Below are 23,912 nucleotides of genomic sequence, written 5' to 3' on the forward strand. Positions count from 1 at the left end.
GTGGACTTGCCGCTGCCGGACGGCCCGAGCAGCACCGCCAGCTCGCCGGAGTAAAGCTCTAGGTTGACGCCATCCAGCGCCCGGACCTGCAATTCGCCGGTGTCGTAAACCTTTGTCAGGTCTTGCGTTCGGAATACTGCGTTCATCGTGCCCGCTTTTCCGGCCCCAGTCTATGGCGCCCGTGGGTCAGGGACATGATACCCATCAACCGACATTCCCCAAGTGGTCTGCCGTTGGATGAAAAAATGGCCGGACGAGGCCGTGCGGTCAAGCGTTACTTCGCTCCGGACCGCGCAGACGTCCGGTTGTGGGTGTTTCAGGCCAAGCGGCGGGGTCGTCCTCGGCCTTTTGAAGTGTTTTTCAGCGCGCCGGACATACTTGTCGAGCCGGTTTCGTGGAGTTTGGGACAGGATCGCGGTCACGCGCATGACGGTGGCGCTCGCAGTCGGTGGATGGCGGCAAGGATGGCGTGCGCCATCGGGCCGGTGACGGCCACTTCGGCCAGTTGGAAGGTGATTGCGCGGGCATGGCGGAAGACGCGGGCTCCGATCTTGATCAGCTTGAGTTGCAGGCTGGTCAGCGGCCAGTCGGCCATTTCCTCGGGCCGCTCGATGCAGCGCAGGAAGGTGGCCAGGTTGTAAGCCAGCGCGTGCAGGTGCAGCCGGACCTCGTTGTCGCGGAACCGCCTGCACGACAGCCGCGTCCAGTGGAAGGCGTGTTTGCCTTCCTTGATGTGCTGCTCAGCAGTGCCGCGCTGGTTATATAGCCGCAGCGCCGCCGCCACCAGACCGGACAGCCCGAGCGCGTCATCCAGCTCGCGCATCACCAGCAGACCGCCGTCCGAACTGAGCTGTGTGCCTTTGAATTCCAGCCGAACACGAGGGGCGAAATCCACCCGAACCGAAGGGAATCCCGCATGAGTCACGGACCGGGGCCGTTGGTATTAGGTCAATGCCAGATCAAGTCGTGTGCTTCACACCAGATGAGCGACAACCTTCTTGTCCGGCAGCGTGAACCAAGATGGTTCTCGCTCATCAGGGGGCCATTCTTGCAGGCCGATCCACGAGACAATTCGACTACCATCATTTTGCGGCATGTCACTTTGCGACCTCGAGCCTCACCACATTGTTAGCCTGCGCCGCGTCCGGGTCTTGCCCGGCCACGATCCGCGATAGGCAAGCGTCCCATGCCTCCCATGCCGCTTGTCGCTCGGCGTCGGAACTGTGGTGATCGTAAACGGCGATGATCCCACCCTTCACATGCCCGATGGTCATTTCGGCAATATCTGGCCTCATGCGGCACGCGGAAAGCCCGGTGCGCATGGTGCGGCGCAGATCGTGCGGGGTCCACCTCCCCCAAGGCGGCACTACCTCTGCCCCGAGTGCGACGTGCTGGCGGTCCACCGCGCGGCACAAGGCGGCGTTTGTGATCGGGCTGCCCGGTCTGGCCTCGAATAGAAAGCCGCTCCAAGGTTCATCCCTGCGCCGTGACAGGCGGTCAATCTCGGCCTTTGCATCCGCGATGATCTGCAAGGCGGCATCGGTCAGGTAGACGGTATGCGCGGCTAACCGGGGGGCGCGGGGGTCCCTCCCGACGCGATCCGCCGAAAAGCGGTCGAAAATGGCCAGTAATCGCCTAGATTGACGGTTAGGATCGGTCGTGCAAGTGGGCGTGACGCGGCGACGATGCCGGCGACGACCCCCGGAAGAAGGCGCATGGATGAAAAGAACGGGTCTCGACGCGATTGATATCCGCATCCTGGGTGCAGTGCAGCGGCACGGGCAACTCAGCAAGACGCGGCTCGCCGAGATCGTCAACCTGTCGCCCACGCCCTGCTGGGCGCGGCTCGACCGGCTAAAGGCGGCGGGGCTGATCCGGGGCTACCGGGCAGAAATCGCGCTGGAGCGGATCGTCGATTTCACGCGGGTGATCGTGACCGTCTCGCTGACGCATCACCGGCGGGCGGATTTCGACCGGTTCGAGGACCATATCGCGGGGCTCGACGAGATCACCGACTGTGTCGCCACCGGCGGCGGCATGGATTACATCATGACCGTCTATGTCCGCAACGTGGCCGCGTTCGAGGCGCTGATGGCGGGGCTCCTGGATTCCGACCTCGGGATCGACCGGTACGTGACCTATTTCACCACCCGCTCGGTCAAGCACGCGCCCCCCGATCTCGCAACGCTCGCCCCCGCGGCCAAGCCGACCGCAGACATGTCCTGATTCGTCCGCCACCGGGCCTGCGGCCGCCGCGCAGGACCGTTTGGCCTGACCGGGGCCGGGAAAACAGCCTGCACGATCTTTGCACCGGGAATATTCAGACCACAGCGAAGTTCGCGCTGCGTTAGAAGGGCCGGTATCGAAACGCCGTGCGGCCCGGACGGCCGCCGATGGACAAGGGAGGCGACTGACATGACGCAATCGAACGATTTCGGCTTCGGCACGCAAATTCGCAAGTCACCGTATTTCGACGCGACCGTGCGATGGGGGGCGCAGGGCTTCTCGGTCTACAACCACATGTATATCCCCCGCGATTTCGGCGATCCCGAGCAGAATTTCTGGACCCTCGTGAACGACGCGATCCTGTGCGACGTGGCCGTGGAGCGGCAGGTGGAGATCACCGGGCCGGACGCCGCACGCTTCACGCAGATGCTGACGCCGCGCGATCTGTCGAACATGGCGGTGGGGCAGTGCAAATACGTGCTCATCACCAATGCCGAGGGCGGCATCCTCAACGATCCGATCTGCCTGCGGCTGGGCGAGAACCATTTCTGGCTGTCGCTCGCCGATAGCGACATCCTGCTCTGGGCGCAGGGCGTGGCGGTGCATTCGGGGATGGACGTGACAATCACCGAGCCGGACGTCTCGCCGCTGCAATTGCAGGGGCCCAAGTCGGGCGAGATCATGCACGCGCTCTTTGGCGACGAGATCATGGACCTGCGCTATTACTGGCTGCGCGAGGTCGATCTCGATGGCATTCCGCTGATCGTGTCGCGCACCGGCTGGTCGAGCGAGCTGGGCTACGAGATCTACCTGCGCGATGGCGATTGGGGCGATGCGCTCTGGGAGCGGATCATGACCGCCGGTCTGCCCTTCGGGCTGAAACCCGGGCACACCTCGACCATCCGCCGGATCGAGGGCGGGATGCTCAGCTATCACGCCGACGCAGACATCCACACCAACCCCTATGAGCTGGGTCTCGATCGGCTGGTCAACGTGGACATGGACGCGGATTTCATCGGCAAGTTCGCCCTGCGGCGCATCCGCGACAATGGCCCCGCACGCAAGCAGGTGGGCCTACGGCTGGGCGGCGCACCGCTCTCGGGGCCGAACACCTGGTTCTGGCCGGTGAGCCACGCGGGCGAGACGGTGGGCAAGGTCACCTCGGCGGTCTACTCGCCACGGCTGAAGCAGAACATCGCGCTGGCAATGGTTTCGGCCGAGCATGCCGGGCTGGGCACTGTATTGGAGGTGCACACGCTGGCGGGACCGGTGGCGGCGACGGTTGTTGAAAAACCGTTCTTCGATCCGAGAAAGCAGATCGCGGCCACGGGCGCGGCGATGGGCTGAGGCCGCGGGGCTGGTCACGGTCGGGGCATCGCGCTGTGTAACCGGCGACCTCGCATGGCTGTCTTGCGGACGGCGGCGCCGGTTGGCGGAAGCGTCGTGAGGGGTGCGATTGGCTTGGAGCGGTCGTTGCAGTGAGCCGCGCCATCGCATGTCCGCGGGCAGGCGATCCAACGGCTGTTCAGGGCACTTTATTTCTGCGTTCCCGAAAAACATGCAATCGGCGCATTGGCTTAGCCAAATCGCCTGTCCGGGGGGCGGACATGCGATGGCGCGGCGGCCTTCGGCCTTGATTCCGCGCCGGGGCCAGACGGCAATGTCCCCTCCAGGCCATCCCCCCACAGTCCCGATCCGCCACAACCCACAAGCCGGGCATAAAGCAGTCACTTCAACGCGTTGATCGGCACCTTCAGCGTCATGTTGCCCTGGCCGTCGCTGGGCATCTCGCCCGCCCGCATGTTGACCTGGATCGACGGGATGATGAGTTTGGGCATCGACAATTGCGCGTCGCATTCGGAGCGAAAGCGCACGAATTCTTCCTTCGTCTTGCCGCCGCCCACGTGGATGTTGCTCTCGCGCTCCTCTGCAATCGTGGTTTCCCACGCGATCTCGCGCCCGCCGGGGCCGTAATCGTGGCAGATGAAGAGGCGCATGGCGTCGGGCAGGCTCAGCACCTTTTGTATGCTGTCATAGAGCGCGCCCGCGTCGCCACCGGGGAAATCAGCGCGCGCCGAGCCGCCATCGGGCATGAAGAGCGTGTCGCCAGCAAAGGCCGCGTTGCCGATGACATGGACCATACAGGCGGGCGTGTGGCCCGGCGTGGCGATGGCAAAGCCCTGCATGTCGCCAATGGTATAGGTGTCGCCATCCTCGAACAGCGCGTCGAACTGGCTGCCGTCGCGCTGAAACTCGGTGCCCTCGTTGAAAATCTTGCCGAACGTGTCCTGCACCGCGATGATCCCGGCCCCGACGCCGATCTTGCCGCCCAATTTCTCCTGGATATAGGGGGCCGCCGAGAGGTGATCGGCATGGACATGGGTCTCGATGATCCATTCGAGGGTGAGGCCACGGTCCTCCACCGCCGCGATCAGGCGGTCGGCGCTGTTGCTGGCGATACGCCCCGCCGCGTAGTCGAAGTCGAGCACACTGTCGATGATCGCGCAGGCCTTTGTGGCCGGGTCCGTCACGAGGTAGGAGATTGTGTTGCTCGCATCATCGAAGAATCCCTCGACCTGCGGTTCCACGTTCATGTTCACCGGGTAGTCCGTCATCATCCCCTCCCCATTCAGGTCAGTGTCATTCGAGCGGGCCGTCCGCCTTTTTCCACGCCGCGATCCCGCCGCGCAGGTTGACCACGGGCCTGAGCCCCATCTCCATCGCGACCTGGCCTGCGAGCGCCGAGCGCCCGCCGCTGGCGCAGTAGAACACATAGGTCTTGTCCTGATTGAATTCAGGCTTGTGCGCGGGGCTTTCGGGGTCGATGTGAAACTCCATCATACCCCGCGACGAGGCGACGGCCCCCGGGATCATTCCGGTTTTCGCCTGCTCGGTGCCGTCGCGCAGATCGACGAACACATGGGTCTCGCTGCCCACCAGCGGCAGCGCCTCATCGACGCTTATCTCGGGCACGGCCTCCATCGCCTGTTTCACGATGTCCTTGGCACTCCTGGTGATGGTCTGCGGCATGGTCGGTTTCCTTTCCCGGACGGTATCAGATCGTCCGATTCAGATCGTGAGGTCGAGGCGGGGCTTCCAGAACGGGCGGAACAGCTCGATCTTGGGGCAGCGGTTCATCACCACTTTTAGTCCGGCCTCTTCGGCCAGCGCCGCGGCGCGGTCGTCGTAGACGCCGATCTGCCCCCAGAGAACTTTCGCGCCGATGGCAATCGCCTGTTCGGCGATGGCATGAAACTCCTCTTTCGGCCGGAACACCTCGACCATGTCCACGGGCCGACCGATGCTGGCGAGCGAGGGGGAGACCTTTATACCGCGTATCTCGGTCACGTTGGGGTTGGGGTTGACCGGAATCATATCATATCCGGTCTCGTGCAGCACGCGCAGCACCCCGTAGCTGAACTTGGTCTTGTCGGCACTCGCCCCCACCATCGCGATGGTCTTTACCGATTTCAGAATGTCGGAGAGGTACTCCTGATCGTAGTCGTAGCGGTCATCAAGCGCGGTTACTGGCATGTCAACGCTCCTTGGGTGTGGCTATGTCCGCCTTGAGCTCGTGCGGCTCCAGCGGGTCGAGGAATGGGTTGCGGTAGAGCCGGTCGTGGCTCTCGACGCCGATCTCCAGGGTGATGTCGGTGACGGGGCGCGCCACGCAGAGGATGACATAGCCATTGGCGACCTGCCGGTTGTTGAGCGCAACCTGCCGACGCTGGTCCACCTCGCCCGCCGTGAGTCGGGCCGCGCAGGTGATGCAGCCGCCGTATTTGCAGCCATAGGGCAGATCGACGCCCTGCTCGCGCAAGGCATCGAGCAGCGGACGGCGCGCCTCTACCTGGTAGGTGGCATTGCCGCGGTTGGCGATGGTGACAGTGCGCGTGGTCATAGCCAGATGTCGCTCGTGCAGTCGCCGCCCGGATAGCGCGCCTCGTGGCAGCGGGATGGGCCGTTGGGCTCCTTGCCGAAATCGACGATGAAATCGGGGTTGAGGCTCATGCCACCGTTCTCGGGGTCGCAGTCGATCATCACCATCACCCCGCCCTTCTCGCGGATCGCGGGGTAGAACTGATTGTCCCATGTAGAGAACAGCGAAGTCGTGACGTAGAGCCGCCGACCGTCCAGTGAGAGCTGGAACATCTGCGGCCCGCCCGCCATCTCGACGCCGTTGACAACCGGCGCACGGCCCAGAAGGCCACCCATCCAGACCTGGCCGGTGAGCTTTGGGTTGTGCGGGTCGGAAATGTCATACTGGCGCATGTCGCCGTGCAACCAGTTGTTGATGTAGAGATAGCGATCATCCATCGAGACCAAGAGCGCCGACATCACGCCCGGCACCGGGATGGGCCAATCGGGGTGCGGCTCGTTGGCCACGTCGATGATCTTTTCCCATTGCCATTCGCCGGCCTCGTCCTTCCACCAGTGGATGACGTTGGTCGAAAGCGCGGCGCAGCAAAAGCCGTGGGTGCTGTCGGGATCGTGGTGAAACTTCACCTCCAGCGGGATGAGGCCATCCTCGCCCAGATACATGGACTGAATGGGCTCGCGCTTCTCGAAATTCCAGAAATGCAGCTCGCGCCCGTATTTAAGGTGCCCCACCTCTTCCAGGTCGAAGCCCGGCATGAAGGTGTTGGGCGCCGCCCATTCCGAGGACACCATGATGTTGTGGCGCGGCTGGTACCAGAAATCGTAGCCGAACTTGATGTCGCCCATCGAGTTTTCCCAGCGGCCGACAATCTCGAAATCCTTGTTGAGATGCAGGTATCCACCCGGCGCCTCGCCCTTGGCATCGCCCAGGAACGAGATGATGATTTCCGACCCCAGGCAATGCACCGTATGCGGGCCCGACAGGTCGGCCTTGGCCTTGATCTCGGCCCCGTCGATCACCTTGTGCAGGCGCGGCGCGCGCGGGTCGGTGGCGGTATCGACCACGTGGATGTTGTTGGACCGCACGCCGGGCAACAGCAGGTATTTGCGCGCCATGCTCGAATCGTCAAAGCAGGATGAACAGGCGTTCCAGCCCATGTGGTGCAGCTCATCCCCGATGCCCGGCATTTCCAGCCGGTGAATGACCTGAGAATAGGTCGGGCTTTCGGGATCGACATCCACGGTGGCGAGGTAGTCCGGCTTCTGGATGCCGGTGCCGGTGTAGATCGCGATCGTATAAAGCAGCTTTTCTCGCGGGGCCTTTATCGCCTCCGCGGGGCTGGCATAGCCCGGTCCGCAACATTCCATGAGAATCTCCCCCCTGTTCGCCTTGACTTCTCCTAGCAAATTTCAAATGGTGAGACAAACGTTCATTTTATGAGACAGCTATGCATCTCGAAAGACTAACAAGCCTGCTGGAAACCGTGGCCATCGCGGGCCGGGCGGTGAGCGCCCCGGAAATCCAGCAGGCGACGGGCCTGCCGCGGCCCACCTGTTACCGCCTGCTGCAATCGCTGGCAGAGCACCGCCTGCTCGACGAGCCCGAGCCGGGGCGGTTCCTGATCGGCGAGCGGCTGGTGCGGCTGGCGCTCTTGGGCCAGACGGATGTGGACGCGAGCGCCGTCGCCGCGCCGACGCTGCGCGAGGCCGCCGACCAGTTCGGTGAGGCGGTGTTCCTGTCGCGGTTTCGCAACAAGGGGGTCGAGATCATCCATGTCGAGACGCCGCAGGACGCCACGCGCTCTTTCGTACATCCCGGCCTCGGCTTTCGCCCGATGCATGCCTGCTCCTGCTCCAAGGTGATCGCGGCCTTCGCCGAAGAGACATTCCGCGAGGAAATCCTGAGCGGTCCGATGCGCCGCTACACCCCGCAGACCAAGCACGACCCGGAGGCGCTGCGCGCCGAGTTCGAGGATATCCGGATGACCGGCTATGCCGAGTGCGTGGAGGAGATCGAGGTGGGCGTCTCGTCGGTGGCTGCGCCGATCCGCATCGGCAATATCGGCGCCACGTTCAGCATCGGCGCGACGGGACCGGTGCGCCGCTTCACCGCGCGGCAGCGCGCCGAGATCGGTCGCAACCTGCGCGACTACGCCGACAAGGTGGCGCTTGCGCTTCAGATGCACGGGTAAGGGGGCGACGGAGCGGTGGGGGCGGTGGTGGCATGAGGCGGTCATTCAGGTCTTGGTGCCAATGCGCGGAATCAAGGCGCGGAACGCGCTGCCGCGCATCGACGGGCCGCCCCCACGGCCCGGCGATTTGGCGACAACCTGCGAGCCGCTCGGGCCTTTTTCGGATTTGAGTGCCATAAAGCGCGGCAGAACCACCGTCGGATCGCCGCGCCGCGGCCCGTCAATGCGCGGCTAACTCGAATGGCAGATCAAAGCCCAACCTGACCGCCGCTCAGAACCGCTCCCACAGCAGACGCCCGGTCTCGTCCAGCCGCTCGGGCGAGCAGAACAGCGAGATCGTCATCGTCGCGGTCCAGTCGCGCCCGCCCATGCGCACCAGCGTGCCATCCTCCAGCTCGCGCGCGATGGAAAACTCCGGCAGCCAGGCGAGCCCCGCCCCCTCAAGCGCGCGCCGCTTGAGCGCCTCGGCCAGCGCATCCATGTAGCGCAGGTTGAGCGCGGGGCGGCGGTTGCCGATGGTCTGGTCCACCACCGTGCCGAGAAACGTGTTGGGATCATAGCTCAGGTACGGCACCTCGCGCCCGGCCACGCCCGGCAGAGCCCAGCCGTTCCGCGCGGCGGCGGCGTGCTGCGCCACGGGAATGAGCCGCTCCTCGCAGATGTCGCGGCGCTTGAACCGGGTCTCATCAAGGATCGGGGCGACGTCCTGATGGCGGTAGTAGAGCAGGAATTCGCAGCCGCCCTCGCTCAGAAGCTGGCAACACGCGGTCAGGCTGTCGGACATCACCCGCGTGCGCATCTCGGGGTAGTCACGCTCGAACTCGGCCATGCGCGGTTGCAGGAAGTTGACCGAGATCGCGTGCAGCGCCGCGATGCGCTGAAAGGTGGTATGACCGCGCGCACGCTCGCGGATCGCCTGCCGCGTGTCGGTGAGATCGGCCACCGTCTGCTGTGCCACCGGCAGGAATTGCCGCCCCGCCTCCGACAATTGCACCGGATAGTTGGCCCGGTCGATCAGCGGCACGCCGATCCAGTTCTCCAGCGACCGGATACGGCGGCTGAAGGCCGATTGGGTGATGTTGCGCTCTTCCGCCGCGCGGGTGAAGTTGAGCGTGCGCCCGAGGCAGACGAAATCGCGCAGCCAGTTGATGTCCATGCCCGCCAGACTGCGCGAGACCGGCGTGTCATGCAAGATCGGAATAGTTTGATGAGATGTTTGAATTGGCCGACTCGCGCGATGCTGCCCTAGCCTCTCCATCATGGGTCCGGCGGGCGCACAGGCGACGCGCCCCGGGGCCGCAACGATGACGAAGGTCGCAGAACGGCCTCGCACCACACCAACAAGGAGACCGACATGACATTTCCCATCAAAGGCCTGATCGCCGCCACCGCGCTCGGCACCACCATTGCAGGGCCTGCCGTGGCCGAGACCACGATCCGCCTCTCGACCTACGTCAACGAGGCCGATATCCGCTATGACGGGTTCGTCCACTTCGCCGATCTGGTCGAGGAAAAGACCGGCGGCAGCGTCGAGGTGCAGATTTTCCCCTCGGCCACGCTGCATGGCTGGTCCGAAGGTGTGGACGCCGTGCAGGGCGGTGTCTCGGACATGAGCTGGATTCCCGCCGATGACCGCCTGCCCTGCTACCGCGTCACCTCGCTCTACCCGGTGGCTGTCGATCTGGAAGGCCAGATCGAGATGGACGCCGCCTATGCCGACCTGGTGCGCGACGAGGCGGCGAGCGTCAATCTCGTGCCGGTGTTCAACTCCAACTATTCCTATGACCAGGAATGGTGGTTCGAGGGCGGTATCGACGATCTCGGCAATCTCGACGGCAAGCAGGTCCGCTCCATCGGCCCGCTGGTCAGCCTGATGATCGAGACATGGGGCGGCGCGCCGGTCTTTGTCGCGCCCAAGGAGGTGTTCCAGTCCGCCGAGCGCGGCGTGGTGGATGGCATCAACATGGGCGTCGCCACCTATTCCAGCTGGAAGCTTTGGGACGTCATGCCCTACATGGTCAATGCCAACCTCTTTTACGGCAACATCCAGTACATGATGAACAAGGAAAAGTTCGACTCGATGAGCGAGGACGAACAGGCCGCCGTCATGGAGGCCGCGCGCGAGACCGAGGAATGGCTCAAGCCCCGCTACGAGGACTGGGTCGATCAGCGCGTCGGCACCGCGGTGATGAAGGGCGGCGGAGCCGCCGTCTCGATCAGCCAGGACAAGCGGATGGAGCTTATCGACAGCGTGCAGGGCACCTGGAACGAGACCGTGGACGCGGCCTGCGGCCCCGAGCTTGCAGGCAAGATCCGCGATCTCTTCGCGCAGCACGCGCCTTGATCCGATAGGTGCCGCTGCCCGCGCGGCGGCACCTGCCTCGTTTCTGGCAAAGGGAGGCTTGCCATGCAGACCGGTCTCGACCGTTTGATCGGCCATGTGGAACGCGCCGTCGTGTGGCTCGCGGCCGCCGGGGCCGTGGTGGTGCTCGTGCAGATGGTGTGGATCAGCTACGGCGTCTTCACCCGCTACGCGCTCAATGCGCCCGACCGGATGGTCACCGAGGCGACCGCACTCCTGCTGTTCCCCGTGGCCTTTGCCGGGTTGGCCTATGCCATGCGCGAGGATGCCTATCCCAAGGTGACGATGCTGACCGACACGCTGCCCCCCGCCGGGCGCAAGGCGGCGGCGATCGTCAACCTGTGCGTCATGCTGGCGGTGGGCCTGTTCTTCTCGCTCGCAGGCGTCAGCGCCACGATCCGCTCGTTCAACTCGGGCGCCTCGTCGGAAATCCTGCTCTGGCCGCGCTATGCGTTCTGGGCCCCGGGCGCACTGGCACTGGTGCTGTTCTCGATTTACGCGGGCCTGCGGCTGATCCGGCTCATTCGCACCCCGGCGCGGGAGATCTGAGCGATGGAATGGTATGAAGTCGGCCTCGGCCTCCTCGGCCTTTTGATGTTGCTCATCGCTATCGGCCTGCCGATCCCCTTTGCGCTGGCGGCCGCCTCGCTGCCCTTTCTGTGGCAGATCCAGTCGTTTGATACCTCCATCGTCTCGGTGGAGTTGAAGCTGTGGGGCGTGTGGATCGACTATATCCTCTTGGCGGTGCCGCTCTTCGTCTTTCTCGGGGAACTCATCGGTAAATCCAATATCGGCCCCAACCTCTACCAGTTCCTGCACCAGGGCGTGCGGGTGCGTGGCTCGGCGGCCTATGGCTCCATCGGGGCCTGCGCGGGGTTCGGCGCGGTCTGCGGGTCGTCCATGGTGGGCGCGCTCACCATCGGCGGCGTGGCCCTGCCCGAGATGCTGCGCCTGGGATATGGCAAGCGGCTGTCTTCGGGCGTGCTGGCGGCGGGCGGCACGCTGAGCGTGCTCATTCCGCCCTCGCTGATCCTGCTGTTCTACGGCATCGTCACCGACCAGAGCATCGGCGATCTGTTCATCGCGGGGGTCATTCCCGGGCTCATCCTCGTTACCTCCTTCGCGCTGGTGATCCTCGTCTGGGGCATCCTGAGACCCGGTGACATCCCCGACCGCGAGTCGGCGGTGAAGATGGGGATCATTCAGATCGCTGCCACCGTGGCGCCCATCGCGCTCATCGGCCTCGTGATCACCGTGGCCATCTACGCGGGCATCGCCACGCCGACCGAGGCGGCGGCGGTGGCGGCGCTGCTGACCGTGATCCTCGCCTTCGGCGTGGGCGGGCTCAAATGGCAGGGCTTTACCGACGCGCTCTTCGCCACCATGCGGACGATGGGCTATCTCGGGCTTCTGCTATCGGCGGGGGTGCTCTTTGGCTTCGTGCTCACCTATTACCGGGTGCCGCACGAGTTCACCCAGCTTTTCCTCAGTTTCGAGCTTTCGCCCTACGTAGTGCTGGCCATCGTGCTGGTCTTCTACATCGTGTTGGGCATGTTTCTCGAGCCAGTGTCGATGACCTTCATCACCCTGCCCACGATCTACCCGCTGATGGCCGCCGCCGGGTTCGACCTGATCTGGTTCGGCGTGGTCTACACGATCACCATGGAAATCGCCGTGCTGACGCCACCCGTGGGCCTGAACCTCTACGTGATCCAGGGCATCGGGCGCGGCGAGGTGACCATCGGCGACGTCATCATGGGCTGCCTGCCGTTCATCGCGGCGCTGGTGCTGCTGATCGTCATCCTCATCCTCGTGCCGGAGACCGCGCTGTGGCTGCCAGATCAGATGCGCTAACGAGCCGAACCGGCCTGAGCTATCGCCGCGCGGGCCGCGGCGCGCCGCTGGTGCTGGTGCATGGCTACCTTGGCGGGGCCGGGCAATGGCAGGGCGAAATCGACCGCTTCGCCGACCGCTTCGACGTGATCGCACCCGACCTGCCCGGCTTTGCCGGTTCTGCCGCCCTGCCCCCGGCGAACCGCATCGCGGACTTCGCGGCGACCGTGGTCGCCCTGTTGGATGAGCTGGGGCTGGGGCGGATCACCCTGCTGGGGCATTCGATGGGCGGCATGATCGTGCAGGAGCTGGCCGCCACCCACCCCGCGCGCATCGGGCGACTGGTTCTCTATGGCACTGGCCCGCTGGGCGCGATGCCCGACCGGTTCGAATTGCTGGAGACCTCCCGCGCCAGCATCTGCCGCGACGGTGTCGCGCGCACCATCCGGCGGATCGGGGCCACATGGTTCCGCGAAGGCAAGGCGGCAAGCGGATTCGAGATCGTGGCAACGCTGGGCGCGCAGGCAAGCGAACCGGCAGCACTTGCCGGGCTGGACGCGATGGATCGCTGGGACGGGCGCGGCGCGCTCGACCGGCTGACCATGCCGACGCTAGTGCTGTGGGGGGACCGCGACAAATCCTACCGCTGGCCGCAGGTCGAGACGCTGTGGCAGGGCCTGCCCGATGCCGCGCTGGCGGTGATCCCCGGCACGGCCCATGCCGTGCACCTCGAAAAACCGGCGCTGTTCCACGCGATGCTGGAGGACTTCCTCGACCAAGGGGGCGGTGCGGGCTGACACAGCGACGCCGCTACCCCGGCTTTTTCAACCCAACTGCCGCCGCAGCCAGCGCGCGAGATAGATGACCGGCCAGCGCAGCACACTCATCCCCGCCGCCAGAACCAAGAGGCCCAGCCACGGCCCGTGCTGCCACGCCACCAGCCCCAGCACCGGCACACCCAGCGCGATGAGCGCGTAGGCGCGCCGCCAGTGGTTGTCGCGGCTTGGCAGCATCGCCAGAACGTTGGCCGCCAACGCCCAAACGCAAGCGAGGATCAGCGAGGCGGTCATGACGCGCCTCCCACGAGGCTCGCGCTCAGCGCGGCAAGGGCCGCGAACAGGCCAAAGACCGGCACCGCCATCGGCACCCTGAACGCGGCCTCGGGGCTTGTACGCTTCATCGCGATCAGCGCCGCGTTGACCAATACGAACACACCCAGAAGCAGCGACGAGGTGAGCCCGGCAAGATCGGCCACCGGCAACAGCAGCGCGCCCGCGATCACCGTCACGCCGATCAGCAGCGTCGCGCGCAGCGGCGTGCCGAAGCGGGGATGCGCGTGGTGAAACCCTGCCAGCGCCGGGCTGCGGCGCCCGAGGCCAAAGAGCACCCGGCTCGCCATCACCATCTGCGCCAACACGCCGTTCAGCGCCGCCGCCACGGCGATCAATGACAAGAAGGCCGCACTGCCACCGCGCCCCGCCTGCCACACGAGCGCCAGCGGCTGTTCGCTCGCGCCCAGCGTGGCAAGCGGCACCGCACGCACCGCCGCGATGCTGACCAGCGCGTAAAGCGCGCTCGTGATCACCAGTGACAAGAGGATCGCGCGGGGCAGGATACGTTCGGGCTCGCGCACCTCCTCGGCCATGTTGACGATATCCTCGAAGCCGATGAAGGCGAAGAAGGCCAGCACCGCGCCAGCCATGACACCGGACCAGACCAGATCGCCCCCCAATTGCCAGTCGGGTGCGGGCGTTGCGGTAAAGCCCGCGAACATCACCAACGCGAGGCCCGCCACCTCGACCACGGTGAACAGGGCCGCGACAGCGAGGCTTTCCAGAACGCCCAATATCGCCACGCCCGTCAAGACCAGCCCCAGAACGATGACCGACGGCCCGAACGGCAAGCCCGTCACCGCCCCGAGATAGCCCACGCCACCACGAAGGACGGCAGCGGCGGACACGGTCCCGGCCGCCACGATGGCGAGCCCGACCAGCGTGCCGAGCCAAGGCAGGTTGAGCCCCTTGGCGACGAACACCGCCTCGCCTGCCGCCTCCGGCAACCGCGTGGAAAACTCGGCATAGCTCAGCGCCGTGGGGGCCGCGATCACGCCCGCCAGAACAAAGGCCAGCGGCGCCCAGATCCCCGCCTCCGCCGCGACCGCCCCCACGAGCACGTAGATCCCCGCACCGACCATGACGCCCACGCCGTAGGCGGTCAGCAGTCCCAGACCGATGCGGCGTTTCAGGGTCTCTGCCATGCCCGTCTAGCCCGCCAGCCGCGCGGGCAGGCCACCGGCCCATGCGCTGATCGTGCCCGCGCCGAGGCACACCACCATGTCGCCGGGCCGCGCCTCGGCGCGCACGAGGTGTTCTAGGTCATCCTCCGAGCCGATGGCCACCGCGTGGCGGTGGCCATGGCGTGTAAGCCCCGCCACCAGATCATCACGCGTGGCGCCCGGGATCGGCTCCTCACCGGCGGCATAGACATCGGCGATGCCCACGACGTCGGCCTCGTTGAAACACCCACAGAAATCGTCGAACAGGGATGAGAGCCGCGAATAGCGGTGCGGCTGATGCACGGCGATGATGCGCCCCTCCGTGGCCTGCCGCGCGGCGCGCAACACGGCGGCGATCTCGACCGGGTGGTGACCGTAATCGTCGATCACCGTCACGCCATTCACCTCGCCCACGCGGGTAAAGCGGCGGTTGACGCCGCCAAAACTCGCCAGCGCGTCGCGGATCGCGTCGCGCTTCATGCCCAGGTGCCGCGCCACCGCCACGGCGGCAAGCGCATTGCTGACATTGTGATCACCCGGCATGGGCAGGCTGCATCCCTCGATCATCCGGCCCTCGGCCTGGAGCGCCACGTCGAAATGTGCCACGCCCCGCTCATAGCGCAGGTTGACCGCGCGCACATCGGCCTGCGCGTTGAAGCCGTAGGTCAGCACCCGCCGGTCGCTGATCCGGCCCACCAGCGCCTGCACCTCCGGGTGATCGGTGCAGCACACGGCGAGGCCGTAGAACGGGATGTTGGAGACGAAATCGTAAAACCCCTGCCTTAACGCTTCGAAATCGCCCCAGTGCTCCATGTGCTCGGGGTCGATATTGGTGACGATGGCAATGGTGGCGGGCAGCCGGTTGAAGGTGCCGTCGCTCTCGTCGGCCTCGACCACCATCCATTCGCCCTGCCCCATCCGCGCGTTCGATCCATAGGCGTGGATAACGCCGCCGTTGATCACCGTCGGGTCGATCCCGCCCTTGACCAGCAGTTCGGCCACCAGCGTCGTCGTCGTGGTCTTGCCATGCGTGCCCGCCACCGCGATGTTGGACTTGAGCCGCATGAGTTCCGCCAGCATCTCGGCGCGGCGCACCACCGGCAGGCCGCGCCTGCGCGCCTCGTCCAGTTCGGCATTGCCCGGCTTGATGGCCGAGGAAATCACCACCACCTCGGCCCCATCGAGGTTCTCGGCCCGCTGCCCCTCGAAGACACGCGCGCCCATGCCCTTGAGCCGCTCGGTGATCGGCGTCGACTTGAGGTCGGACCCCTGCACCTCGTAACCGTGGTTCAGCAGCACCTCGGCGATGCCCGACATGCCGATCCCCCCGATCCCCACGAAATGGATCGGGCCGACATCCGTCGGTAGCTTGGTGGCTGCATTCATCTATTCTGCCCTTCTGCCTGCGAGGTCCTCGACCAAGTCGGCCAATCGCTGCGGGGCATCGGGGCGCCCCTGCGAGAGCGCCGCCTGCGCCATCATCCCCGCGCCCTGCGCGTCGCCCAGAACGGTGGCGATCTGCGCCGCGAGGCTGCTCTCGTCAAGCCGGTTCTCGGGAATGCGGATCGCGCCGCCAGCCTCGACCAGGCCGCGCGCATTGGCGGTCTGATGATCGGCGGCGGCGGCGGCGTAAGGAATGAGGATGGCGGGCCGCCCGATGACGGAAATGTCGGCAATGCTCGACGCGCCCGCGCGGCTGATGACAAGCTGCGCCTCCGACATTCGGCGCGGCACGTCGCGAAAGAACGGCTGCACATCGGCATCGACACCCGCGCCCGCATAGGCGCGAGTCACGCGCTCGATGTCCTCGTCGCGCGCCTGATGGCTTACCCTGATGTTGCGCAGCATCGCCTCGGGCAGCGCCGCGATCGCCGCCGGCACCACGTCGCTGAGAATGCGCGCACCCTGGCTGCCGCCGATCACCAGCACCGACATCGGGTAGTCGCCCGGCGGGATATAGGGCGCGCCCGCCCGCTCGATCACCGCCGCGCGCACCGGGTTTCCGACATGCTCGCCCCGCGCGCCCTTGGGCAGGTCGGTGGGCCAGAGGCCGCAGGCCACCACGTCCACCCGCGGCGCGAACACCCGGTTCACGCGGCCCAGAACGCCGTTCTGTTCGTGCACCATGCGCGGACGGCGCAATATCCACGCCGCCGCCAGCGCCGGGATCGTCGGGTAGCCGCCGAAGCCCACCACCGCGTCCGGCCGCTCGCGCAGCATCCGCAAGCTCGCCCCCAGCACGCCCCCCGCGATATGCAGCGGCGCCAAGAGCTTGTTGACGATCCCGCCGCGCGCGAAGGTGGCGCTCGCCACCTGCTCGATCTGCACGGAGTGCGGAAACCCGCCGACGAACCGCGCGCCGCGCGCATCCGTCGACAGCCGCACCCGCCAGCCGCGCCGCAGCATTGCCTCGGCCAGGGCCTGCGCCGGAAACATGTGCCCGCCGGTGCCGCCCGCCGCGATCAACAGAAGCGGTGCACTCATCGCCGCCCCCGCAGGATATCGCCGATCTGCCCTTGCGGTCGTGTCCGGGTGAGCGCCAGCAGCATCCCCACCGCCAGCCCCGCCGCCACGATGGACGAGCCGCCATAGCTCACGAAGGGCAGCGTCATGCCCTTGGCGGGCAGGAGCCGCACGGCAACGCCCATGTTGATCATCGCCTGTGCGCCCAGCATCGCGACCAGCCCGGTGCCCGCCAGCCGGATGAACGGGTCGCGCTCGCGGATCAGCCGGAACAGCGAGCGCAGCACGATCACCGCGTAAAGCGCGATGATCGCCAGCACGAGGACGAGGCCGTACTCTTCGGCCGCCACGGCGATGATGAAATCGGTATGCGCGTCCGGCAGGCTCCATTTCACCTGTCCTTCACCGACGCCCACACCAAAGAACCCGCCCTCCTGGATCGCGTTGGTGGCAAAGCCTATCTGCGTGGTCGGATCGACCTCGGCGCTGAGAAAACCGTCAATGCGGCGCGCGAAATGCTCGGAATGGGAATAGGCAACGCTTCCCGCGAACACCACCAACCCGGCCATCGCCAGAAGCAGCATCACCGGTGCGCCGCTCACGAACCAGATCACCCCCCAGCCGAACAGCACCAGCGCCGCCTGCCCGAAATCCGGCTGCATCGCCAGGAACCCGAGGATCACCACCATCAACCCGAAGGACCACAGCCGCCCCGGCGGCCCGCCGATTTCCTGGCTCGCGGCCATCATCCACGCCGCCGCCACGACGAAGGCGGGCTTGAGAAACTCCGACGGTTGCACGCTGGCAATGCCGAGGCTGTACCACCGCACCGCGCCCTTGCCGAAATCGGTGCCGAACACCGGCAGCAGCATCACCGCCGCCAGCGCCGCGAGAAAGCCCAGAACCGCCAGCCGCCGCACCGTCTCGGGGCGCATCATCGAGACCACCATCATCGCCATCAGCGCGAAGCCGCCGAACACCATCTGACGCTGCACGTAGTGGAACGGCGCGAACCCGTTCTCCTCGGCCAGCGGCACCGAGGCCGCGAGCCCCAGGAGGATGCCGATGGCAAACAGCATCAACACCGAGAAGAACGACCAGCGGTCGATCGTGCGCCACCATTTGGGGAGAACGGGATCCTCGTCCCGCAGGGGCACAGCCCCATAGACCATTTCCGTCATCTTCCTGCCGCCTCGATGCCATGCGCCCCTTTGCGGGGTCTGTCGTGCAAGTGTAGCCGGAATCGACGCCCGAGACCAGAGAGAACCCCCCTTGCCTTTGCGCGGGATTTCGCGTCTCAGGCGGGGCATGACACGGGCTATCGACACGCTCATCCTGGGGGCCGGCGCGGCGGGCATGATGTGCGCCGCCCATGCCGGCGGGCGCACGCTCGTCATCGACCACGCGCGCGCCCCGGGCGAGAAGATACGCATCTCCGGCGGTGGGCGGTGCAACTTCACCAACCTGCACACCGCGCCGGAGAATTTCCTGTCGCGCAACCCGCATTTCTGCAAATCGGCGCTCGCGCGCTATACGCAATGGGATTTCATCGACCTCGTCGAGCGGCACGGCATCGCCTGGCACGAAAAGACGCTTGGGCAGTTGTTCTGCGACGGGCGATCCACGCAGATCGTGGGGCTTCTGGTGGACGAGATGCGTCGGGCGGGGGCAGAGTTGTGGCTCTCGACGCGACTCTGTGACCTGGGCCATGACGGCGACCGTTTCCACGCCACACTCGAACGCGAGGGTGCGCAGCAGGCCGTCACCGCCCGCAACCTCGTGCTGGCCACCGGGGGCAAGTCGATCCCCAAGATGGGCGCGACGGGGATGGCCTGGGACATCGCCCAACGCTTCGGGCACGCGCTGACCGAGACGCGCCCCGCGCTGGTGCCGCTCACCTTTTCCGACGCACCCTTCGCGACGCTGTCAGGCACGGCCCTGCCCGTCCGCGCGTCCTGCGACGGGGCGTCCTTCGAAGAGGCGGCGCTCTTCACCCATCGCGGGTTGTCGGGCCCGGCGATCCTGCAAATCTCGTCCTATTGGCGCGAGGGGGCCGAGATCGCCCTCGATCTGGACCCGGAGGGCACGCTCTTGGAGACACTGCGCGCCGAACGGCAGCGGCAGGGGCGGCGCAACCTCACCACCGCGCTGTCGCAGCATATGCCCGGCAAAGTCGTCGCTCATCTCGCACCCACTCTCGGGCTTGCGGGCAACCTCGCTGATCAGTCCGACGCGCGACTCTCAGACATCGTGGGCGCGCTGCGCAACTGGCGGCTCCGGCCCACGGGAAGCGAGGGCTACCGCACCGCCGAGGTAACGCTCGGGGGCATCGACACAGCGGGCCTCAGCTCCGCCACGATGGAGTCGCGCCACCTGCCCGGCCTCTACGCCATCGGCGAGGCGGTGGACGTAACCGGCTGGCTGGGCGGCTACAATTTCCAGTGGGCATGGGCATCGGGCTGGGCGGCGGGTCAGGCGATCTCGGCGCGGGGATGAGGGGCCGGACCTGAAGCGGGCGTTGAGGTGAGCCGCGCATCGACGGGCCGCGGCGCGGCGATCCAACGCTGCTTCTAAGGCGCTTGATGGCGGCAAAATCCGAAAAAGACTTCAGCGGCGCGCAGGTTGCAGACAAATCGCCGTGCCGGGGGGCGGCTCGTCGATGCGCGGCGGCGCGCCAAGGCGCGCCTCGATTCCGCGCAGGTGTGCCAAAGGCCCAGCGACCGCTCCAGATCCCTTGCCGACGCCGAATTTCCCGCTCCCGACGCCCTATCCCCTGGGCCGCGCCCTTGCCGCCATCACGTCCCGGCCGAGCGTCAACGTGTAAGCCTCCAACTCGCTCAGCGCCTCTTGCGCGGCCTCGGCCTCGTGCCCCTCCAGCGCATCCGCGATGCGGGTGTGAAAGCCCAGGATCGCCTCGCGCGACCGCGCCGTGAAGGTGATCATGTTCATCAAGGGCTGCATCGCCTCGACCGCGCCCGCCAACTGGTAGGACAGCACCGGGTTATCCGCGCTGTCCACCAATGCGCGGTGAAAGGTGACATCAGAGGCACAGAAGCTCTCGTCCGACAGCCCCGGCTGCCCCTGCCGGTGGATTTCCGCTCGCATGGTGGCCAGCGTGTCGGGCGTGCGCCGCAAGGCGGCGAGCGGCGTGCAGGCGCGCTCCAGCGCATAGCGCGCCTCGCAGGCGACATCAAAGCTGATCGCGTTCATCGACAGCAGCAGCGTCGAGGTGGTGATATGCTGGCCATAGGCGTCGGGATAGTTCAGCCGGTTGACGAAGGCCCCGCCGAACGCGCCCCGCGCGGTGCGGATCAGGGATTGCGCCGCCAGCCGTTTGAGCGCCTCGCGCACCGTGGGGCGCGACACCTCGAAGTGATCGGCCAATTCGGCCTCGGACGGCAGGCGCTCGTCCACGATGAGCCGCCCGGCCACGATCTCTTCGCGGATGGCCCCGGCGATCTGCGCCGAGAGGTTGGCCTTGTTATCGGGATCAATTTTCATTTGTCTTACATTTAAATGTCTGACAATTTATTCGTCAAGAGACGAGTCGCAGGGAGAGAGCGATGATCGCGGCATCGGTCAGGCGAATGGGAGGCGCGCACTGGCTTGCGCTCTACGCGCTGATCCTCGGCGCTTGGGGGCTGCTCTACGCGATGGCCCTGCCCGCCGCGCTGCGCGAGGGCGCGGTGATCTACGGCACTGATTTCCTGCGCAGCCTGTGCATCGTCACGCCCGATGCCGCCGGATTCGCGCGCATCATCCTGATGTGGGCGCTGATGTCGGCGGCGATGATGGCGCCCACGGCGCTGCCGGCCTTCGCCACCTACGAGGATCTGGGCCACAGCGCCAAGACGCGCCTCGGCGCGCTGGTGGCGGGCTATCTCTCCGTTTGGCTGGGATTCTCGGTGCTTGCGGCGGGCGCGCAGATGGCGCTGTTCAACGCGGGGCTGCTGACGGCCTTCGGCGACAGCCGCTCCGGCGTTCTCTCGGCGGCGCTGCTGGCGCTGGCCGGGGCCTATCAGTTCAGCCCCGCCAAGGAGGCGTGCCTGTCGAAATGCCGCCGCCCGCTGGTGTTCTTCATGGCCCATTGGGACGAGGGGCCGCTGCGCAACGGGCTGCGGCTGGGCCTCGTGTGCCTCGGCTGCTGCTGGGCGCTGATGGCGCTGGCCTTTGTCGGCGGGGTGATGAACCTCGCCTTCATGGGGCTGGCAACGGTGATCATGGTTCTGGAAAAGCTGCCAGACCTGGGGCGTTATCTGACACGGCCCCTCGGGGTGGCGCTGCTTTGCGCCGCGTCTTGGGTTCTGTTCACGACGATCTGAAAACACGAAGGAGACCGGAAAATGGCATTGGATACGGTGGGCACGGTGCCCTGGACGATCAAGGGAGAGCTGATCCTCAACTGCAACTGCACGGTGTTCTGCCCCTGCGTGGTCAGCCTCGGCAAGCACCCGCCCACCGAAGGCTACTGCCAGGCATGGTCGGGCGTGCGCATCGACGAGGGCCACTACGGCGATACGGACCTTGGCGGGCTGAACGTCGGGCTGATGCTGGAAATCCCCGGCCTGATGGCGCGCGGCAACTGGAAGGCCGCCGCCTATATCGACGAGCGCGCCAGCGACGACGCCTACGAGGCGCTGGTCAACATCTTTTCGGGCAAGGCGCGCGGCACCACGGGCCTGTTCGGCGTGCTGGTCAGCGAATTTCTGGGCGCCGAACGCGCGCCGGTCGTGTTCGAGACCGAAGGCAAGGCGCGCCGCCTGATGGTGGGCAAGAAGATCCAGGGCGAGATCGTTCCCGTCGAGGGGCATGGCGGCGAGGATATTGTCGTCACCAATACCGAGTACTGGATGGGCCCCGACATCACGGTCGCCACCGCCACCAAGGGCCGCGTGCGCGCATTTGGCCGGGTCTGGGATTTCGACGGCCGCAGCGCGGAGATTTGTCAGATCGACTGGAAAGGGCCGCGCTGATGATGCTGACGGCGGATTATGTCGCGCTGATGGCGCGCTATAATGCGTGGCAGAACGCGCAACTCACGCGCGCCATCGACGGGGTAAGCCTCAAGCTGCTGACCGAGGATCACGGGGCCTTCTTCGGCTCCATCCTCGGCACACTCAACCACATCCTCTGGGCCGACCGCATCTGGCTGCACCGCCTCGGCGTCGAGGGCACCCGCCCCGAGGGTGGCATCGCAGAGAGCACGACGCTTACCCCCACCGGCGCCGCGTGGAGCGCCGAGCGCTTTGCCGTCGATGGGCGGATCGGTGCATGGGCGGGACGGGTGCACAGTATCGACCTCACCGGCAACCTGACCTGGTATTCCGGGGCATCCGGGGCCGAGGTCACACGGCCCGTGGCCGCCTGCGTCGCCCATCTGTTCAACCACCAGACCCATCACCGCGGGCAGGTCCACGCGATGCTGACGCGCGCGGGGCTGCCCGCGCCGGTCACCGACATCGTCTTCATGCCCGAGGAGGCACAATGAACGCACCGCTCCTGTCGCTTTCGCGCCGCCTGCGCCGCACGCCCTTTTCCGACGGGGTCGAGGCGGCGGGGGTCAAGGCCTACACGGTCTACAACCACATGCTGTTGCCCACTGTCTTTCGCTCCATCGAGGAAGACTACCGCCACCTGAAGGAGGCGGTGCAGGTCTGGGACGTGGCCTGCGAGCGGCAGGTCGAATTGCGCGGCCCCGATGCGGGCCGCCTGATGCAGATGCTCACCCCCCGCGACCTGCGCGGCATGACGCCGGGACAGTGCTATTACGTGCCCATCGTCGATGAGACGGGCGGCATGCTCAACGATCCCGTGGCGGTGAAGCTGGCCGAGGATCGCTGGTGGATCTCGATCGCGGATTCGGACCTTCTCTACTGGGTGCGCGCCACGGCACACGGCTGGCGGCTCGACGTGCTGGTCGATGAGCCGGATGTGTCGCCGCTGGCCATTCAGGGCCCGCGCGCCGACGACCTGATGGCGGCGGTCTTTGGTGACGCGGTGCGCGATATCCGCTTCTTCCGCTTCGGCGTGTTCGACTTTCTCGGCCGCGACATGGTGATCGCGCGCTCGGGCTATTCCAAGCAGGGGGGCTTCGAGATCTATGTCGAGGGCGGCGATATCGGCATGCCGCTGTGGAATGCGCTGATGGAGGCCGGGAAGGAGTGGGACGTGCATGCCGGGTGCCCCAACCTGATCGAGCGGATCGAGGGGGGCCTCTTGAGCTACGGCAACGACATGACCGACGACAACACGCCCCATGAATGCGGGCTGGGCCGGTTCTGCAACACCCACACGGCGATCGGGTGCATCGGGCGCGACGCCCTGCTGCGGGTGGCCAAGGAAGGCCCGGTGCAGCAAATCTGCGCCATCGCCATTGAGGGCGGCGCGGTGCCGCCCTGCCGCGAATGGTGGCCGGTCCTGTCGGAAAAGGGCAAACGCGTGGGTCGTATCAGTTCCGCCGCGTGGTCGCCCGATCATCAAACCAACGTGGCCATCGGCATGGTGCGGATGACCCATTGGGACGCAGGGAGCCAGTTGCGCATCATGGCCCCCGACGGCGAGCGGCGCGGGGTGGTGCAGGACGGGTTCTGGGCCTGAGCGATCCTTGAGCGCGGGAGTGAGGGGCCAGCCCCTCACACTCCCCGGAATATTTCTGGCAAGATGAAGCAGGGGGCTGGCCCTG

At 66.3% G+C, this 23,912-nt stretch carries 26 protein-coding genes and 1 pseudogene; 12 read left to right on the plus strand and 15 right to left on the minus strand.

The genetic code is table 11. From position 1 onward, the window contains the following. Window positions 1–418: 418 nt before the first annotated feature. Together AC13D8_RS17755 and AC13D8_RS17760 are read right to left on the minus strand one after the other, a co-directional pair. Window positions 419–772, minus strand: a pseudogene (locus AC13D8_RS17755) (transposase); the annotation flags it as partial. 325 nt (window positions 773–1,097) lie between these two features. Next, window positions 1,098–1,757, minus strand: a complete 660-nt coding sequence (locus AC13D8_RS17760) for a tyrosine-type recombinase/integrase (protein WP_482969946.1) — start codon at window positions 1,755–1,757, stop codon at window positions 1,098–1,100. Here AC13D8_RS17760 and AC13D8_RS17765 point away from each other — a divergent pair. Beyond that, entirely contained in the window at window positions 1,720–2,226 is a 507-nt protein-coding gene (locus tag AC13D8_RS17765; protein ID WP_482969947.1) for an Lrp/AsnC family transcriptional regulator, read from the plus strand. The two genes, AC13D8_RS17760 and AC13D8_RS17765, sit on opposite strands and share 38 nt — an antisense overlap. A gap of 189 nt (window positions 2,227–2,415) precedes the next feature. Beyond that, on the plus strand, window positions 2,416–3,573 hold the full coding sequence (locus AC13D8_RS17770; protein WP_482969948.1) for a glycine cleavage T C-terminal barrel domain-containing protein: 1,158 nt from the start codon (window positions 2,416–2,418) through the stop codon (window positions 3,571–3,573). 380 nt (window positions 3,574–3,953) lie between these two features. Here the strand turns inward: AC13D8_RS17770 and AC13D8_RS17775 are convergent, their stop codons facing one another. From AC13D8_RS17775 to AC13D8_RS17795, 5 genes are read right to left on the minus strand one after another with little or no spacing between them, the layout of a single operon-like run. Then, complete coding sequence (locus AC13D8_RS17775; RefSeq protein ID WP_482969949.1) at window positions 3,954–4,841, minus strand: MBL fold metallo-hydrolase; 888 nt, start codon at window positions 4,839–4,841, stop codon at window positions 3,954–3,956. A gap of 25 nt (window positions 4,842–4,866) precedes the next feature. After that, window positions 4,867–5,256 (minus strand): rhodanese-like domain-containing protein, encoded by a 390-nt coding sequence (locus AC13D8_RS17780; RefSeq protein WP_482969950.1) that lies wholly within the window; start codon window positions 5,254–5,256, stop codon window positions 4,867–4,869. A 39-nt stretch (window positions 5,257–5,295) separates the two neighbouring features. Further along, window positions 5,296–5,760, minus strand: a complete 465-nt coding sequence (locus AC13D8_RS17785; RefSeq protein ID WP_482969951.1) for a CoA-binding protein — start codon at window positions 5,758–5,760, stop codon at window positions 5,296–5,298. A gap of 1 nt (window position 5,761) precedes the next feature. Beyond that, on the minus strand, window positions 5,762–6,127 hold the full coding sequence (locus tag AC13D8_RS17790) for a 2Fe-2S iron-sulfur cluster-binding protein (protein WP_482969952.1): 366 nt from the start codon (window positions 6,125–6,127) through the stop codon (window positions 5,762–5,764). Continuing rightward, window positions 6,124–7,473 (minus strand): selenium-binding family protein, encoded by a 1,350-nt coding sequence (locus tag AC13D8_RS17795; protein ID WP_482969953.1) that lies wholly within the window; start codon window positions 7,471–7,473, stop codon window positions 6,124–6,126. Before AC13D8_RS17795 ends, AC13D8_RS17790 begins: the two co-directional genes overlap by 4 nt. A gap of 80 nt (window positions 7,474–7,553) precedes the next feature. On the opposite strand from AC13D8_RS17795, the gene AC13D8_RS17800 reads away from it, so the two are divergent. Further along, the gene (locus AC13D8_RS17800; protein WP_482969954.1) at window positions 7,554–8,297 is read left to right on the plus strand and encodes an IclR family transcriptional regulator; all 744 of its coding nucleotides are present in this window, start codon (window positions 7,554–7,556) and stop codon (window positions 8,295–8,297) included. A gap of 45 nt (window positions 8,298–8,342) precedes the next feature. On the opposite strand, the gene AC13D8_RS17805 is transcribed toward AC13D8_RS17800, so the two are convergent. Both AC13D8_RS17805 and AC13D8_RS17810 read right to left on the minus strand, forming a co-directional pair. Further along, the gene (locus AC13D8_RS17805) at window positions 8,343–8,474 is read right to left on the minus strand and encodes a hypothetical protein (RefSeq protein WP_482969955.1); all 132 of its coding nucleotides are present in this window, start codon (window positions 8,472–8,474) and stop codon (window positions 8,343–8,345) included. 94 nt (window positions 8,475–8,568) lie between these two features. After that, window positions 8,569–9,453, minus strand: coding sequence for a LysR family transcriptional regulator (locus AC13D8_RS17810; RefSeq protein WP_129434887.1), 885 nt, complete (start codon window positions 9,451–9,453; stop codon window positions 8,569–8,571). Between the two features lie 198 nt (window positions 9,454–9,651). Here AC13D8_RS17810 and AC13D8_RS17815 point away from each other — a divergent pair, with 198 nt between their 5' ends. The 4 genes from AC13D8_RS17815 to AC13D8_RS17830 all read left to right on the plus strand — a co-directional run bounded on the left by AC13D8_RS17815 (window position 9,652) and on the right by AC13D8_RS17830 (window position 13,289). Further along, the gene (locus AC13D8_RS17815; protein ID WP_482969956.1) at window positions 9,652–10,641 is read left to right on the plus strand and encodes a type 2 periplasmic-binding domain-containing protein; all 990 of its coding nucleotides are present in this window, start codon (window positions 9,652–9,654) and stop codon (window positions 10,639–10,641) included. 63 nt (window positions 10,642–10,704) lie between these two features. Next, a complete protein-coding gene (locus tag AC13D8_RS17820; RefSeq protein WP_482969957.1) occupies window positions 10,705–11,208 on the plus strand; it encodes a TRAP transporter small permease in 504 nt (167 codons plus the stop codon). A gap of 3 nt (window positions 11,209–11,211) precedes the next feature. Continuing rightward, a complete protein-coding gene (locus AC13D8_RS17825) occupies window positions 11,212–12,513 on the plus strand; it encodes a TRAP transporter large permease (protein WP_482969958.1) in 1,302 nt (433 codons plus the stop codon). Beyond that, on the plus strand, window positions 12,489–13,289 hold the full coding sequence (locus tag AC13D8_RS17830) for an alpha/beta fold hydrolase (protein WP_482969959.1): 801 nt from the start codon (window positions 12,489–12,491) through the stop codon (window positions 13,287–13,289). Before AC13D8_RS17825 ends, AC13D8_RS17830 begins: the two co-directional genes overlap by 25 nt. A 27-nt stretch (window positions 13,290–13,316) precedes the next feature. On the opposite strand, the gene AC13D8_RS17835 is transcribed toward AC13D8_RS17830, so the two are convergent. Genes AC13D8_RS17835 through AC13D8_RS17855 form a run of 5 tightly spaced genes read right to left on the minus strand, consistent with a single transcriptional unit; the run spans window position 13,317 to window position 18,411 of the window. Beyond that, a complete protein-coding gene (locus AC13D8_RS17835; protein WP_482969960.1) occupies window positions 13,317–13,562 on the minus strand; it encodes a DUF2484 family protein in 246 nt (81 codons plus the stop codon). Further along, a complete protein-coding gene (locus AC13D8_RS17840) occupies window positions 13,559–14,749 on the minus strand; it encodes an APC family permease (protein ID WP_482969961.1) in 1,191 nt (396 codons plus the stop codon). The genes AC13D8_RS17835 and AC13D8_RS17840 overlap by 4 nt, the downstream gene beginning before the upstream one ends. A 6-nt stretch (window positions 14,750–14,755) precedes the next feature. Beyond that, window positions 14,756–16,153, minus strand: a complete 1,398-nt coding sequence (gene murC / locus AC13D8_RS17845) for a UDP-N-acetylmuramate--L-alanine ligase (RefSeq protein ID WP_482969962.1) — start codon at window positions 16,151–16,153, stop codon at window positions 14,756–14,758. Beyond that, the gene (locus AC13D8_RS17850) at window positions 16,154–17,251 is read right to left on the minus strand and encodes a UDP-N-acetylglucosamine--N-acetylmuramyl-(pentapeptide) pyrophosphoryl-undecaprenol N-acetylglucosamine transferase (protein ID WP_482969963.1); all 1,098 of its coding nucleotides are present in this window, start codon (window positions 17,249–17,251) and stop codon (window positions 16,154–16,156) included. After that, on the minus strand, window positions 17,248–18,411 hold the full coding sequence (locus AC13D8_RS17855) for a peptidoglycan glycosyltransferase FtsW (protein ID WP_482969964.1): 1,164 nt from the start codon (window positions 18,409–18,411) through the stop codon (window positions 17,248–17,250). The genes AC13D8_RS17850 and AC13D8_RS17855 overlap by 4 nt, the downstream gene beginning before the upstream one ends. A 127-nt stretch (window positions 18,412–18,538) precedes the next feature. Here AC13D8_RS17855 and AC13D8_RS17860 point away from each other — a divergent pair, with 127 nt between their 5' ends. Beyond that, on the plus strand, window positions 18,539–19,726 hold the full coding sequence (locus AC13D8_RS17860; RefSeq protein WP_482969965.1) for a BaiN/RdsA family NAD(P)/FAD-dependent oxidoreductase: 1,188 nt from the start codon (window positions 18,539–18,541) through the stop codon (window positions 19,724–19,726). Between the two features lie 270 nt (window positions 19,727–19,996). On the opposite strand, the gene AC13D8_RS17865 is transcribed toward AC13D8_RS17860, so the two are convergent. After that, window positions 19,997–20,731: a FadR/GntR family transcriptional regulator gene (locus tag AC13D8_RS17865; protein WP_482969966.1), complete on the minus strand. Its 735-nt coding sequence runs from the start codon at window positions 20,729–20,731 to the stop codon at window positions 19,997–19,999. Between the two features lie 86 nt (window positions 20,732–20,817). Between AC13D8_RS17865 and AC13D8_RS17870 the strand changes: the two genes are divergently transcribed. The 4 genes from AC13D8_RS17870 to AC13D8_RS17885 are packed head-to-tail and all read left to right on the plus strand — an operon-like array spanning window position 20,818 to window position 23,827. Beyond that, complete coding sequence (locus AC13D8_RS17870) at window positions 20,818–21,552, plus strand: DUF2182 domain-containing protein (protein ID WP_482970161.1); 735 nt, start codon at window positions 20,818–20,820, stop codon at window positions 21,550–21,552. Between the two features lie 21 nt (window positions 21,553–21,573). Then, entirely contained in the window at window positions 21,574–22,203 is a 630-nt protein-coding gene (locus AC13D8_RS17875; RefSeq protein WP_482969967.1) for a DUF1326 domain-containing protein, read from the plus strand. Further along, entirely contained in the window at window positions 22,203–22,718 is a 516-nt protein-coding gene (locus AC13D8_RS17880; protein ID WP_129434913.1) for a DinB family protein, read from the plus strand. The genes AC13D8_RS17875 and AC13D8_RS17880 overlap by 1 nt, the downstream gene beginning before the upstream one ends. Further along, on the plus strand, window positions 22,715–23,827 hold the full coding sequence (locus AC13D8_RS17885; RefSeq protein WP_482969968.1) for a dimethylsulfoniopropionate demethylase: 1,113 nt from the start codon (window positions 22,715–22,717) through the stop codon (window positions 23,825–23,827). Before AC13D8_RS17880 ends, AC13D8_RS17885 begins: the two co-directional genes overlap by 4 nt. Window positions 23,828–23,912: the final 85 nt, after the last annotated feature.

The organism is Roseovarius sp. B-10 (genome assembly GCF_056859295.1).